The sequence below is a fragment of the Bacillus sp. N13C7 genome, from assembly GCF_026790065.1.
In the GTDB taxonomy this organism is placed as follows: Bacteria; Bacillota; Bacilli; order Bacillales; family Bacillaceae; genus Bacillus.
In genome coordinates this window covers 1-12,887 of record NZ_JALAMO010000001.1, presented here as the reverse complement: position 1 = coordinate 12,887, position 12,887 = coordinate 1, and the positions used below count along the sequence as shown (strand labels likewise).

The window sequence follows — 12,887 nt, the reverse complement described above, 5'->3', positions numbered from 1 at the left end:
AATATTGGAAATCCATCTTTATCATAGGGAACTTTTGTTACTGGGTGGACATCATTTTTCAAGTGACCCATTCTTAAGTTAATAGTCGTTGTTTTAATATCATTCCATGAATCGACGATGTTTGTCCAAATTATTTTAGGGTAGGAGGGGACACTTAAGACTGTTGTAATTGTTTTTGCAAGTTTTAGTTCCATAGGGAGCTGTGAAAATTCCCATGCGCCTACAACCAAGTCCTTGATGCCATATATCGTATCATCAATCGCATCGTTAAGCCCATCATTAACCCCATCGATAATATCCAATGCCGTTTTACCTGCATTGATTACACTTTCACCGACAGACTTCAGCTGTTTTGCTTGTTCTAGCTGCACCACATACTGTAACTGTGCAGGCTGAAGGTTCTCATATCCAATTTTCTTCGCAATTTCTAAATACTCATCCGGATCTGAGACACCATTCGCAAGCTTTTTCTTTAAGTCTTTTATCTCTCGTTCCTTCGCTTCCTCTTTCTTAATCTTCAAATAGGCTTCAGTCTGTTTCTCAATATCACCTTTTTTTATGTATATCACTTTCACGGTACGCCTTAGCGTTGTAGTGGATGGGCGTAGCGTTTTTGCCTTTGCCTGTTGCTTCTTTGATCTTTTGAAATCTGACTTGATGAATTGTTCATTTGGCTCTGACAGGGCATATTCTGTCAGTAAATCTTCGTCAAGGTCACCTAGTTTTTCAATGGTTTTTTTGCGTTTGTCATTAGCATCCGCAAGCTCATTCTTGAAGTTTTCTGTTGAAAACAAGTCGAGCGGAAGGATGTCGTCAATGTCGTTTTGGATATCTTTCATGGCTTTTTTCTGTTCAGACATGATGGATTTGGATTTTTTATGGGCGTTAGCCAGTTCATATTCTAAAAAAGACTCTTCAATATAAGCATCAGAGAGGCCTTTGTCCTCGACAGCTCCGGCAATGCTGTTAAAAAATGCGATCTTCATGTCAATGTAGTCGATCCATTGATCAGTGACACCAACATGATCGTGATAGAATGCTTTAATGTTATTAGCGCCTTTACCTGAGAATTCGCTGTTGTCTAGTTCAGCGATGCTTTGTAAAGCTTTTCTCAAGTTGACCATTTGCGTCCTTAGTTCTAAATATTCTTTGGCGCGTCTGTAGCTTCAAAGACTTTCATAATCATACCCTCTCATTTAATCGTATAACAAAATATTGCCATGGAAGAAAGAAGAAACGAACCTAAAATTAACTTGATTGATCATATCAAAGATAGCGAATAAAAAGTTTGCGGTTTTTTTGCGGTTCAAACACTTTTTGGAAATGTTAGAATATTACATAAAAAGACATAAAAGGAGGGGTCCTGTGAATCCGGTTTTATCATCGTCAGAAGTTGGCGTAAAGATCAATGAATGGTATAAAATGATACGTCAATTTAGTGTCCCGGATGCAGAGATTTTAAAGGCTGAGGTGGAGCAAGAGATCAATCAGATGGAGGAAGATGAGTATTTACTTATTTACTTCTCTCTAATGAAATTCCGTCATCAGCTCATGTTAGATTATTTGGAACCCGTAACAACACGGATAAGACCAACTATTGACGAACTTCTTGAAAAAATTGAGACTTCAAATAAAGGCATATCTGGTCTTTTGTCGTATTATTCTCTGTTTTTCAGAGGGATGTACGAGTTTGATAAGAAACAATACATGAAAGCTATCTACTATTATAGAGAAGCTGAAAAGCAGATTATACATGTCCCTGATGAGATTGAAAGGGCAGAGTTTCATTTTAAGTTAGCTGAAGCATATTATGGTATGAAGCAAAGTCATGTGTCTATGCATCACGTTAAACAAGCGTTAGATATCTATAATCAATATGAACTTTATAAGGTGCGTAAAGTTCAGTGTATGTTTGTTATCTCAGGGAATTATATTGATTTTAAACGTTATGAAAAAAGTCAGCCGCATCTTGAAAAGGCATTAGAGTTATCTAAGGAATTGAATAACAAAAGGTTGATCAGTTCTGCACTATATAATTTAGGCACTAATTTTGCTGACAGTGGTGATTACGAGCAAGCAGAAGTATTCTTGAAGCAAGCTGTGGAGATTACAGAAAAAGAAAAGCTCACAAACTTGCCACATTCTTTATTTTCTTATGCAAAAATCCTTTTCAAACAAGGAAAAATGAATGATGCTATCCAAGTAAGTAAGAAAGGTTTGTCAGCAGCTCTTTATCAAGGTGATGAGCTTTTCGCAAAATTACAGGGTTATTTAAAAGCTCTTTATGTCGATGCGGTGGATCAACATGGAGTTAATCAAACCATAGAATACTTAGAGAAGAATAAGAACTATTCTTATGTTGAAGACATTGCCTGTGAGACCGCAGCTGCTTATGCAAACTCAAAAGAATTTGAAACATCTTATGTTTATCATCAGAAAATGGTTGAAACTCAAACACAAATTCAAAGGGGAGAATGCCTGTATGACTTTTAAAAAGAGGTTAAGCATTATCCTGGGTTTGTCATTTGTTTTAGTATGTGGTTTCGGTACCGACTTTACAGAGAACCAAACTCAAAACACATTTCATATTGCTTCGGATCGTCTTCAAACTTGATAATACTACCCTAAACCTCCTTCATAAATGGAGGTTTTTTTATTTGATATCAACAGAAACAATGGAATTAAATACGATATAATTAGTATCCCCATTTAAATCCTTGAGCCCTAACCTTATTTTTTTTGAGAGAAAAAGGCAATAGGGCACTGCAATAACTTTTGGTTCTCCAAGAAATCTCTCAGATGGGAATTAAGTGGTTTTGGGATCCCAATCATGCAAAAAGACGCCATCTTATAATAGAATAGCGCCCGATTGTTGAATACCTTATCTGTCTAACTTAGTGAGTTACATTTAAAGTGATTTTGAGGTTTGGCTGACCAATAACACTAGCTGCCCGGAATCAAACGAATCCCCTTCAAGGAGCTTAAGACAATGAACCATCGAATATGTCTTCAGGAATTTCCAGCTCGGTAGCATTAAAGCTTGTAAAGCGAACAGCATTTTCCGATGCCGTGATGACAACAGCGTATTTTCTGTTATTCGAAAAATGGGCTTCTTACTGTATGCATTCATGGACATCCATTATATCCTTATGGACGACTTATATAAATTTGTAGAGAGTTTCTTTGCCAGGGTTCTTTTAACGTTTCAATAAAATCGGTTACTTCCTGAATCATTTTGCATACACTCTTTTTTACGTAGAGAATTTTTTTGAATTTGGGATGGTTTACGGTTTAGTAATCATCCATGTAACACCAAATTTATCAATCACTTCTCCATAGTATGCGCCCCATGGCTGCAAAGCAAAGGGATATTTGTTTTCTCCACCCTCACCAAGCTTGGCATATGCCTCTCTTGCTTCGCTCTCATTATCATAGGTTAAAGCAAGACTGATGCTACGATTACCGACCACTTGTTCAAAGGAATCAGAAAGCATTAGGACATTGTTTCCAGCTATCACCAAAGACAGATGCATAACTTTATCCTTCATTTCTTCTGGAGTTCCTGGTACCTCACCGAATGTTTTAAGTGATACAATTTCTCCACCAAGTGATTCTACGTAAAAATCCGCTTGGCTTCTTGCGTCCTCTGACATTAGATAAGAGTTTAATTGTGCTCCCATGTTTTCAACAACCTTTCCATTCTTATTTGTCTTTCTGCCAATACAACGAATACGACTTAACGAAATATACAAAGGAAAAAACTTTTTATAATTTTTTGACATGTAGAGTTATTTCATTAAATTGGTTTCCGTAATAGAACATTTGAGTCCCTTAAGCCCCCCTATCCTCCTAGATTGCTTTCGACAATTACTTTCGACGGCAAGTAGAAAATTCCTGCCGGTCATAAAAGGGTAGTATGGACGTTTATTGTTTGTGCTCACCAATTATTAACCATAATTCATATAAACCTGTAGAAATGATGTAAAGTGAGGTTAGAAAGTGCACTGAAAACAAGTTTTCAAAACCAATATTATGGATTTACTATGTTGAGGGTCTAGTGGGTGAATAACCCGTAGCTGGAGATTCAAGTCTTCTCGGCCGCATACCAATAATACCAAGGGTTTAACCACCTTTGGTATTTTTTTGTTGCAAGTGCATTGCATTAAAAAAGTGCTGACCTCTGCACAAAACCTTTGCGCGAGTCTGCACTTTTATTCTGCAAGATACACTGCCCATATCAACGATTATGGGAGTTTATTTAATCCGTTCTTACCCGAGCTGATACTTGGCTTTTAGAAGTTCTTTTTAAGTGCTTAAAACTAACAAATTTTTTGCCATCTTCATCCCATAGGCGGAACTTTAACGACTTAAGACTTGTTGCCAGTGTAATGGTCGGAACGTTTTGCAATGGTTCCGTGTTGTTATGCACTTTTTCAAGCTTATAGTTTGGGACCCTCGGGCTTAAATGATGAACATGATGGAAACCAATATTGCCTGTAAGCCATTGCATGACTTTGGGAAGCTTGTAAAAAGAGCTCCCTTCAACAGCTGCTTTTACATATTCCCAATGCTCATCTTCTTCAAAATAAGAATCCTCAAACGTATGCTGAATATAAAACATCCAAATTCCGAGAGATCCCGATATCATAAAAATTGGCGTCTGAACCATTAGGAAGTTTTGCCAGCCGATAGCCCAACATAAAAGTGCTGCCAAAGCGACGATCCCCAGGTTTGTTACATACGTATTCATCCGTTCTTTGCGTTTTGCCCCTTTACGATTAAAACGATTGGTAATCCCGAAGACGTAAATCGGCCCAATAATAAACATAACAAACGGATTTCTGTACAAGCGGTACATGAATTTTGTCTTAGTTGAGGCTTCCTTATATTCCTCAACGGTCAGTACCCAAATATCGCCTGTACCGCGTTTGTCCAGGTTGCTGCTTGTCGCATGATGGACAGAATGATCGTGTGCCCAATGATCAAAAGGGTGCAGAGTCAGAATACCCGTTATTGTTCCCAGGATTCGATTCGCCTTTCTGTTCTTAAAAAAGGAATAGTGGCAGCAATCATGAAAGATGATGAAGGTTCTTACTAAAAAACCTGCCGCCACGACAGAAATGGCTAATGTAAGGAAATAAGAAATGGACAAGCTCTTATATGCCAAATACCATAGCAGGAAAAAAGGTACCAATGTGTTAATGATTTGACAAATACTTTTTTGTAAATCGGACGTTTCATAGGGGGTAACCAGTTTTCTCAAAGTCCTTAGGTTTTGTTTATTCATTCTATAAAAGTTTCCCCTTCCCTAAAGTTCTTCATCTAAGTATAGAAAACGTTTTATTACCTATGAAGTCCCAGCTGTCATACTCCATATATGATAAGTATCATGGTTTTGTTTTGATTTGCCCGCCAGCTAAGGATCCTTTTCAAAAGCGGTTAAATAAATCGGTTTTCCAATTCCTCTGTAAAATGATTGGAAATGCGAAACTGATTTAGCTCAATTAGATCTTTATTAGAGAGACAGCCTGGTACAAAAGGTATATAAAGATTATACCCATCTCTTTATCAGGCCAAACTCTCACGCTGCCCCCCTATGGGAATCTGCTTATTTGAACGTGAACATTGATTGTTTGAGGTATCGTGCACATTCCAGAAAACAGCTGAGCTTTTTAAAGAAATCCTTAACAATCCATAATGGTGTACTATTAAGCAAAGAAAAAAGTTTGAAGACACTCGTGATTCATTACCACGGTGTTTTCAAACCATAGTTATTAATGGGTCTCTTATTCTGTCTCCCGTATCCACATGTTTAATAATTCCATAAAAAAACGATAATATTAATTTGTAATTATTTCCGTTCTGTGCTATGATAAAGAAGAATTATTTTTGTTCGTGTAAAGGATAGTATGAATATCGACTTTTCGTCTTGATGATACTTTGGGCAGGGATAGTATAATACAATGTGTGGTTAAACGCACTAGGAGGCAAAAAAATGGAACAAGGTACAGTTAAATGGTTTAATGCAGAAAAAGGTTTTGGGTTTATCGAACGTGAAAATGGAGACGATGTATTCGTACACTTCACTGCAATCCAAGGTGACGGCTTCAAATCTTTAGACGAAGGTCAAAAAGTAACGTTTGACGTTGAGCAAGGTGCTCGTGGAGCTCAGGCTGCTAACGTTCAAAAAGCTGCTTAATTTTCAAATCGTTTATACAAACAGGCTCTTTATAAAGGGCCTGTTTTTTTATGTTCTTTGTATTATAACTCAAAAAACCCTACTCAACGTTCGAGTAGGGAGATGGTAAAAGGTAATAGAAAAAGATTTAACACTTCAAAGGTTGTTTACAGTATAACATACTGGATTGACAATATGCGGAATGTATATAAATTAATTACTTACTTTTCTTTTCGAGTACAAACTAGAATTTATTCTTTCTTTTTTCTCTAACCTTTAATTTAAGTACAAGACTTGACAATCTCAAGTCCTACAAACCATTTTTAGATAATCGATTTGTGAACCCTTTACTTTCTGGTTACTCTAATAGATATGCGAACAATTGCAAGTCATAATTTCCTTCTTTATTGGAGGAACATCTTATTTCGAAACCTTTTTTCGATCAATAACGTAGACTTTTAAAAACTTAAGGTTTTGTTACTGATTCTGAAAGGAGAGTATGAAAACTAGGGTTACATCTTAAAAGAATAATGGAAATCGTACAATATCAATCAGAAATAAATGGAGAATGCACTTATTGAGTTTGAGCAAAAAGGTCAATCAAATTGCCATAGTGACTCAATTATCGTAACGAGAAAACATCTAAGTTTTCGCTATCATTTGAGACTTTTGAGAAAGTGTATCACGATTTCAAAAATAAATAGGAGAGACTGATGATAATAATTCGGTTTGAAAAAAATTATACTTGCAATCATGAGAGATAGAGAGATACCAAAACAGAAGCAATTGTTACATATACAAATGATTGTTTTTATTTTTAACGACTTTTTCCTCATCTTTGTTCCGTACTTAATTTTAATGTGAATGTTATCAATAGAACAATAATGAAAGGGAGGGTGATGTAAATTATGAAGTTAAGAATAAACTATGTAGTATTATTCATTATGTTATCTGAAGGGTTTCTTATAGCAGGTTTTGCATTAGAGAATGTCCTTAATTATTCATTGGAGGTTGGAATTATCTTGAAGATCATATTTGTTATTTTTTCCTCATTTTTAGCAGTGAAAAACAAAAAGAATACAAACAGATTGTGGAGTAAAAATGGAGTAGTTTTTTCATCACCAGAAAGTTACATGACATGAATGAATCAGCTTATCATTGATGATGAACTGCGAAAACGAAACATACCCTTGATGAAGTCAGTGTAAAAAATCTGCAAGAAGCTGTGCAACTCATATTATCCACTCCTTCATATCGTGAAAATGTCAAAATGATAAGTAAAAGCTTTAAAGAATCAGGAGGAGAAAAGAAAGCTTTAAAAGCGATAGAAGAGTATTTGGCAAATAAAGTTTGATTTCTCTCTCGCAGATTCTGTTATAAAGGATTCTTCGACGTCTGTATCTAAAGCTGGCATCTTCTAGAGTACCGGAGATACTAGTAAGGAAAGCGAATTTTATTTCAATTAAAATCAAACATTGATCAGCCACACCAACTTACCTGAATATGCAGTCCTGCGATATCGAATGCTTTAAGGACTTGGTACGCGGGTGATGTTACAGAAAGTTTTTTTGATAACACACAAGAAATTTATGGTGTTTTTTTTTTGCTTTCATTTCTAGGATCTATGACGTGCCATCAACAACAGTAATTTCATACTATATCGAATCTATTTGAGGAAACTGATTGATGATATATTGCTTGAAGTTTTCAGTGACAGGTGATAGGTGCTTCCCTTTAATCCAAGAGAGACCAACTGCACGCTCAAACCTTGGCCAACTAATTCGAACCTTTGCGATATTCGTTTGGTCTAAGCCTTTAAAATCAGGAAGAATTGTAACACCAAGACCTGCTGCAACAAAACCTGCGATTGTTGTAGCTTCTTCACCTTCAAATACAATGTTTGGGGTAATATTAACTTGCTCAAAAATATGATCTATTGTCACTCGCAGAGCGAAACCTTCTTTCATTAAAACAAAAGGCTCATTAGCTATTTCGTTTAACGTAATATCCTCACGAGTAGCTAACACATGTTTTTTTGGCAAAAATAAAAAAAGCTCCTCCTTCCATAAGGGTTTCCACATTATATGTGATTCGACTGGAAAAGAAGCAAGTAGGCAGAGATCAAGCTCACCTGATTTTAGTTTATCTAAAAGCAAATTAGAGTGAGACTGGTTTAATTGAAATTGAACTTTTGGGTAATTATCTTTAAACGTTCCAATTAAATTTGGAACTATTGTTGTACCTAGGGTGTGTAAAAAGCCTAAAGACACTTCACCTTGATCCGGTTTTAAAAGAGATTGAATTTCTTCCTTTCCTTCTGTATATTCTCGAATCATGGAATCAACCCTCTTGAGGAATATTTTCCCATATTTATTTAATTTAATGGACCGCCCTTGTCTATCAAAAAGCGGAACACCTAAGTGATTTTCTAATCTAACAATAGACCGAGAAAGTGCTGGCTGTGTTATTGATAACATTTCAGCAGCTTTGGTTACATGCTGTATACGAGCAAGAGTTTGAAAGTACTCTAATTGTTCCCATTCCATAAAAAAACCTCTCTTCTGATAAATCATTACATAAAGGAATTGAAATCATATTTATTATGCATTATACATCATGATTTATTAGTGTTAAGCTAAATTTAGCAGCAAAATAAATAAATTTTTATATCAATTTTAAACTATTTTCGTGTTCAGAAGGAGGACTATTTTAATGAACTATCGAATTGAAAAAGATACTTTTGGAGAAATAAAGGTGCCTGCTGATAAGTTTTGGGGAGCGCAAACACAGCGTAGTAAAGAGAACTTCAAGATAGGTTCTGAAAAAATGCCAAAACGTATTGTTAAAGCTTTTGCTATATTGAAGCGCAGTACAGCTATTGCTAATAATCGTTTAGGGAATTTAGATAGTGAAAAAACAGAGGTTATTACCGCAGTTTGTGATGAAATTCTTGAAGGCAAATTTGATGACAATTTTCCACTCGTTGTTTGGCAGACGGGAAGCGGTACACAAAGCAATATGAATGTTAACGAAGTTATAGCGAACCTTGCAACATCTTTACTAAAAGAGAAAGGCTCTATCCAAACCATACATCCAAATGATGATGTGAACCGCAGTCAAAGTTCGAATGACACTTTCCCAACAGCGATGCATGTTGCAGGTGTATTAGCTATCTATGAACAATTAGTTCCTGTACTTGATCAACTTCGGAACACATTAGATGAAAAAGCAAAAAAATTCAATGACATTGTAAAAATAGGTCGTACACATCTTCAAGATGCTACACCTCTTACGCTTGGACAAGAAATTAGTGGTTGGGTATATATGATTGATCGTTCGAAAGAAATGATATTGGAAGCAACTGATAAAATGCGTGAGCTTGCTATCGGGGGTACGGCTGTAGGGACAGGCATTAATGCACATCCACAGTTTGGAGAAGTTGTCTCAGAGGAGATCTCGAAGTTTACAGGCCAACATTTTAAAAGTTCACCTAATAAGTTTCATGCGTTAACTAGTCATGATGAAATAACGTATGTACATGGTGCTATGAAGGCATTAGCTGCTGATTTAATGAAAATTGCGAACGATGTTAGATGGCTTGCAAGCGGTCCTCGCTGTGGTATTGGCGAAATTTCAATCCCGGAAAATGAGCCAGGTAGCTCCATAATGCCCGGTAAAGTCAACCCTACTCAATGTGAAGCCCTTACCATGATTGCGGCACAAATTATGGGGAATGATGCAACTATTGGTTTTGCCTCAAGTCAGGGTAACTTTGAACTAAATGTATTTAAACCAGTTATTATCTATAACTTCCTTCAATCCGTGCAGTTATTGAGTGATGGAATAAAATCTTTCCATGATCATTGTGCGGTTGGTATTGAACCTAATGAGAAAACCATTAAAGAAAATCTTTCCGGATCTTTGATGCTTGTCACAGCATTGAATCCTTATATCGGATATGAAAATGCTGCAAAAATTGCTAAGTTTGCTCATAAAGAAGGCTTGACGTTAAAAGAGGCTGCTGTCCAACTTAAATTGCTAACGGAAGAACAATTTGATGAGATGGTTAAACCAGAAGATATGGTGAAACCAAACATTTAAATCTTTTAAGGTGAAAACTAGTTACTGATTTGTAGCTAGTTTTTTCTTTTTTTACTCATTGAAAATCACCTCATTAGGACAAACAGTTATTACATACCATTACCCAAGGGGTGATGCATTTTATGAAGGTAATATTCATCGAGGGAGCGCAAACTGACAAATGCATTAACGATTGCTATCATTATTTAATAAAACTTTATAGGAAGGAGATTCAGGGATAGCAATATATGTAAGGGTATCGACCGAGGAACAAGCGATCAAGGGGTCGAGCATCGACAGCCAGATCGAGGCCTGCATAAAGAAAGCAGGGACTAAGGATGTGCTGAAGTATGCCGATGAAGGATTTTTTGGTGACCTTTTAGAACGTCCGGCTTTGAATCGGTTGAGGGAGGATGCAGGCAAGGGACTTATAAGTCAAGTCATTTGCTATGATCCAGACCGTTTTTCTCGGAAATGATAATTGAGCTTATCAGTGCTGACGAGTTGAGATAGTGAGACAAGCTGTTAGTTGGACATTTTTCATACCTCTTTCGTATATTCTGTCTCCATAAGTTTCGAAAAGTTTTAAAAGAAGCATGTAAATGAATTAGAGAAAGCCGGAATATGAGATCCGGCTTCTTCTGCATTATTTCCCCTTCGCTTTCTTCCGCTTCTCTTTCTCCGCCCGATAAAACTCATGAAACATCTTCATCAGCGCCCGCTTTTCAATCCGCGATACATAGCTGCGCGAAATACCGAGCTCTTTGGCAATCTCACGCTGCGTTTTTTCTTTCTTCAAATCAAGCCCAAACCGCCCGACTATCACTTCCTTCTCACGGTCATCTAGAATGTCAATGTATTGTTTCACTTTTTCAAGCTCCATATTGAGCTGGATCGTATCAATTACATCTTCGTTTTCTGATTTCAATACGTCGATCAGGCTTATTTCATTCCCTTCTTTGTCCTGCCCGATCGGATCATGAAGGGAAACGTCTTTTTTAGTTTTTTTCAATGCGCGTAAATGCATGAGGATTTCATTATTAATTACAAAAGGGGGGTACATAGATTTCCCGTAACTGTTTGATTAAATAAATGTTGAGTCAGCTTCCTGTAATAAATGCTCAAACGTTTCTTAGCGAATGAAGGAGATACCTTAAATAACCAAGCTACATTTTCAATTGCATGTGATTGTATGTACGAAAGATTCATATTACGCAACATGAAAGTTGGAATGCAAAAGTGATATGTAAAATAATTGGACTGCCACTCTAAATAATCAGTCCAAGTTGCAGGCATTGTTTTTTTATCGCCTTCATGTCTATATATATGGCAAAATTCATGAGCGAAATCATACCATTGTTCAGTTCGGCTCTTTCGGCTATCCAAGCATATGTTATAAATTCCGCTGTGTTTAAGTGCGAAGCTTGTAACAGGTTTAAATGAAAGCCTGATATCTAATGACTCGGCGATCCGTTCAAAATTAATTTGTTCAGGTTCTGTTATATCAATCTTCCTGTATAAGTTTTCAATCCAATCCTCTAAATGACTGTTTGTATACCTCAAGATGAAAAACCTCCTTAAAGAGACAATCTAAAAATTGGATTCGTTAAATATTATAGGGAAGGCACAACTTTTTTTAGAGGAAGTACGTCCAAAAGATGCAGGGGTATCCAAATAAAATGGATTGTTAAACGGAGTTTTCTTGGTTGGAGGGGGTTAATATCAATAAAAAATTATTAACAAGGTTAATGATTGTGCCAATTTTATTCATCTGTTATGTTTTATTTTTAAATCCTGAAATTATACTTGAAGAGCAATGTCCTAATAAGCCTTATAGTTTAACAATCGTAAAGCACGGGACAGGTATATTCGATAAGAAAATTGTTTTAATATATTACAAGATCAACGGAAAAACAGTAGCTGTTGGAAATTTGGTGTTTTTTGAGAATTTGGGCAGGGATATAGATGTTACTTGGGATACGAACACTGATGATGGAACTTGGTGGATAGATAAAAGTGTACATTTAACCATGACTTATGCTAAAAATTTTAAGGGGGATTTTAGACAAGAAAGATATTGATTTTGATTATGGTACTGTCCAATGATAATGAATCAGTTTATTTAAAACAGGAATATACAATAAAAGAACCGCCAGTCGCGGTATTTTTGTTTTCAGATTCAAACTGATTTAGGAGCAGATTTTTTCTTTCCTTACAAATACCATAATTCCGAGGATGATCATAAGTACAGCTGGTATTAAGTAGAACCAATCAATACATATAATTCCTCCAATCACTGAGATAAAAAGTAAAACACTGCTCAACATTAGTTTTAATAAGACAACAATTCAGGCGATGGAGGAAGCGGGCGTGCCTGTGGAGGAATCGCTTATCGTCCCGACGCGAAAGCGGCAAGGAAGAAGCGGGAAAATTGCTGGACAGGAACGCCCCGACGGCTATTTTTGCTTTAATGACGTATTGGCTTGCGTCGCCATACAGTGCGGAATAAGAGGCATAGATATTGCGTCTGTGACTTCCGCAAATCGTTCTTATCAAAAAAGCAAGGACAGTTTAGCCCTTGCTTTCTCTTTTCTCATATAAATAGTATATATAATCAGTAGGTACGCCT

The 12,887-nt window shown here is 36.4% G+C and carries 9 protein-coding genes and 5 pseudogenes; 8 read left to right on the top strand and 6 right to left on the bottom strand.

The genetic code is table 11. The features are described from left to right. Positions 1–224: 224 nt before the first annotated feature. Positions 225–1,157 (bottom strand): annotated as a pseudogene (locus MOB98_RS00065) (ribonuclease YeeF family protein); the annotation flags it as partial. A gap of 208 nt (positions 1,158–1,365) precedes the next feature. On the opposite strand from MOB98_RS00065, the gene MOB98_RS00060 reads away from it, so the two are divergent. Then, on the top strand, positions 1,366–2,493 hold the full coding sequence (locus MOB98_RS00060) for a tetratricopeptide repeat protein (protein WP_268370548.1): 1,128 nt from the start codon (positions 1,366–1,368) through the stop codon (positions 2,491–2,493). A gap of 791 nt (positions 2,494–3,284) precedes the next feature. Here MOB98_RS00060 and MOB98_RS00055 read toward each other — a convergent pair. Together MOB98_RS00055 and MOB98_RS00050 are read right to left on the bottom strand one after the other, a co-directional pair. Further along, positions 3,285–3,680, bottom strand: coding sequence for a VOC family protein (locus MOB98_RS00055; RefSeq protein WP_268363039.1), 396 nt, complete (start codon positions 3,678–3,680; stop codon positions 3,285–3,287). A gap of 578 nt (positions 3,681–4,258) precedes the next feature. Then, positions 4,259–5,287: a fatty acid desaturase gene (locus MOB98_RS00050; RefSeq protein WP_268362982.1), complete on the bottom strand. Its 1,029-nt coding sequence runs from the start codon at positions 5,285–5,287 to the stop codon at positions 4,259–4,261. A gap of 241 nt (positions 5,288–5,528) precedes the next feature. Between MOB98_RS00050 and MOB98_RS20850 the strand changes: the two genes are divergently transcribed. Then, positions 5,529–5,771: a molecular chaperone TorD family protein gene (locus MOB98_RS20850; RefSeq protein WP_419900969.1), complete on the top strand. Its 243-nt coding sequence runs from the start codon at positions 5,529–5,531 to the stop codon at positions 5,769–5,771. A gap of 224 nt (positions 5,772–5,995) precedes the next feature. Next, positions 5,996–6,199, top strand: coding sequence for a cold shock protein CspC (gene cspC, locus MOB98_RS00045; protein ID WP_133953637.1), 204 nt, complete (start codon positions 5,996–5,998; stop codon positions 6,197–6,199). A 1,634-nt stretch (positions 6,200–7,833) separates the two neighbouring features. On the opposite strand, the gene MOB98_RS00040 is transcribed toward cspC, so the two are convergent. Next, positions 7,834–8,724: a LysR family transcriptional regulator gene (locus MOB98_RS00040; protein WP_268367412.1), complete on the bottom strand. Its 891-nt coding sequence runs from the start codon at positions 8,722–8,724 to the stop codon at positions 7,834–7,836. 166 nt (positions 8,725–8,890) lie between these two features. On the opposite strand from MOB98_RS00040, the gene fumC reads away from it, so the two are divergent. The 3 genes and pseudogenes from fumC to MOB98_RS00025 form a co-directional block, all read left to right on the top strand. Next, positions 8,891–10,279, top strand: a complete 1,389-nt coding sequence (fumC, locus tag MOB98_RS00035) for a class II fumarate hydratase (RefSeq protein WP_268367410.1) — start codon at positions 8,891–8,893, stop codon at positions 10,277–10,279. 122 nt (positions 10,280–10,401) lie between these two features. Next, positions 10,402–10,578 (top strand): annotated as a pseudogene (locus MOB98_RS20785) (hypothetical protein). Beyond that, positions 10,536–10,768 (top strand): annotated as a pseudogene (locus tag MOB98_RS00025) (recombinase family protein); the annotation flags it as partial. The pseudogenes MOB98_RS20785 and MOB98_RS00025, both read left to right, overlap by 43 nt. A gap of 136 nt (positions 10,769–10,904) precedes the next feature. On the opposite strand, the pseudogene MOB98_RS00020 reads toward MOB98_RS00025, so the two are convergent. Together MOB98_RS00020 and MOB98_RS00015 are read right to left on the bottom strand one after the other, a co-directional pair. Then, positions 10,905–11,303: pseudogene (locus MOB98_RS00020) on the bottom strand (sigma-70 family RNA polymerase sigma factor); the annotation flags it as partial. Next, positions 11,303–11,821 carry an ImmA/IrrE family metallo-endopeptidase gene (locus MOB98_RS00015; RefSeq protein ID WP_268367408.1) on the bottom strand — a complete coding sequence of 173 codons (519 nt, stop codon included), beginning with the start codon at positions 11,819–11,821 and terminating at the stop codon, positions 11,303–11,305. The gene MOB98_RS00015 and the pseudogene MOB98_RS00020, both read right to left, overlap by 1 nt. Positions 11,822–11,964: 143 nt before the next feature. Between MOB98_RS00015 and MOB98_RS00010 the strand changes: the two genes are divergently transcribed. Both MOB98_RS00010 and MOB98_RS00005 read left to right on the top strand, forming a co-directional pair. Next, positions 11,965–12,339, top strand: coding sequence for a hypothetical protein (locus MOB98_RS00010; protein ID WP_268363009.1), 375 nt, complete (start codon positions 11,965–11,967; stop codon positions 12,337–12,339). 268 nt (positions 12,340–12,607) lie between these two features. After that, positions 12,608–12,781, top strand: a pseudogene (locus MOB98_RS00005) (LacI family transcriptional regulator); the annotation flags it as partial. Positions 12,782–12,887: the final 106 nt, after the last annotated feature.

What these genes read in the sequence shown, in the direction of transcription:
- MOB98_RS00050 (WP_268362982.1), bottom strand. Translation starts at nt 5,287, where the DNA reads ATGAATAAACAAAACCTAAGGACTTTGAGAAAACTGGTTACCCCCTAT.
- cspC (WP_133953637.1), top strand. Translation starts at nt 5,996, where the DNA reads ATGGAACAAGGTACAGTTAAATGGTTTAATGCAGAAAAAGGTTTTGGG.
- fumC (WP_268367410.1), top strand. Translation starts at nt 8,891, where the DNA reads ATGAACTATCGAATTGAAAAAGATACTTTTGGAGAAATAAAGGTGCCT.
- MOB98_RS00055 (WP_268363039.1), bottom strand. Translation starts at nt 3,680, where the DNA reads ATGGGAGCACAATTAAACTCTTATCTAATGTCAGAGGACGCAAGAAGC.
- MOB98_RS00040 (WP_268367412.1), bottom strand. Translation starts at nt 8,724, where the DNA reads ATGGAATGGGAACAATTAGAGTACTTTCAAACTCTTGCTCGTATACAG.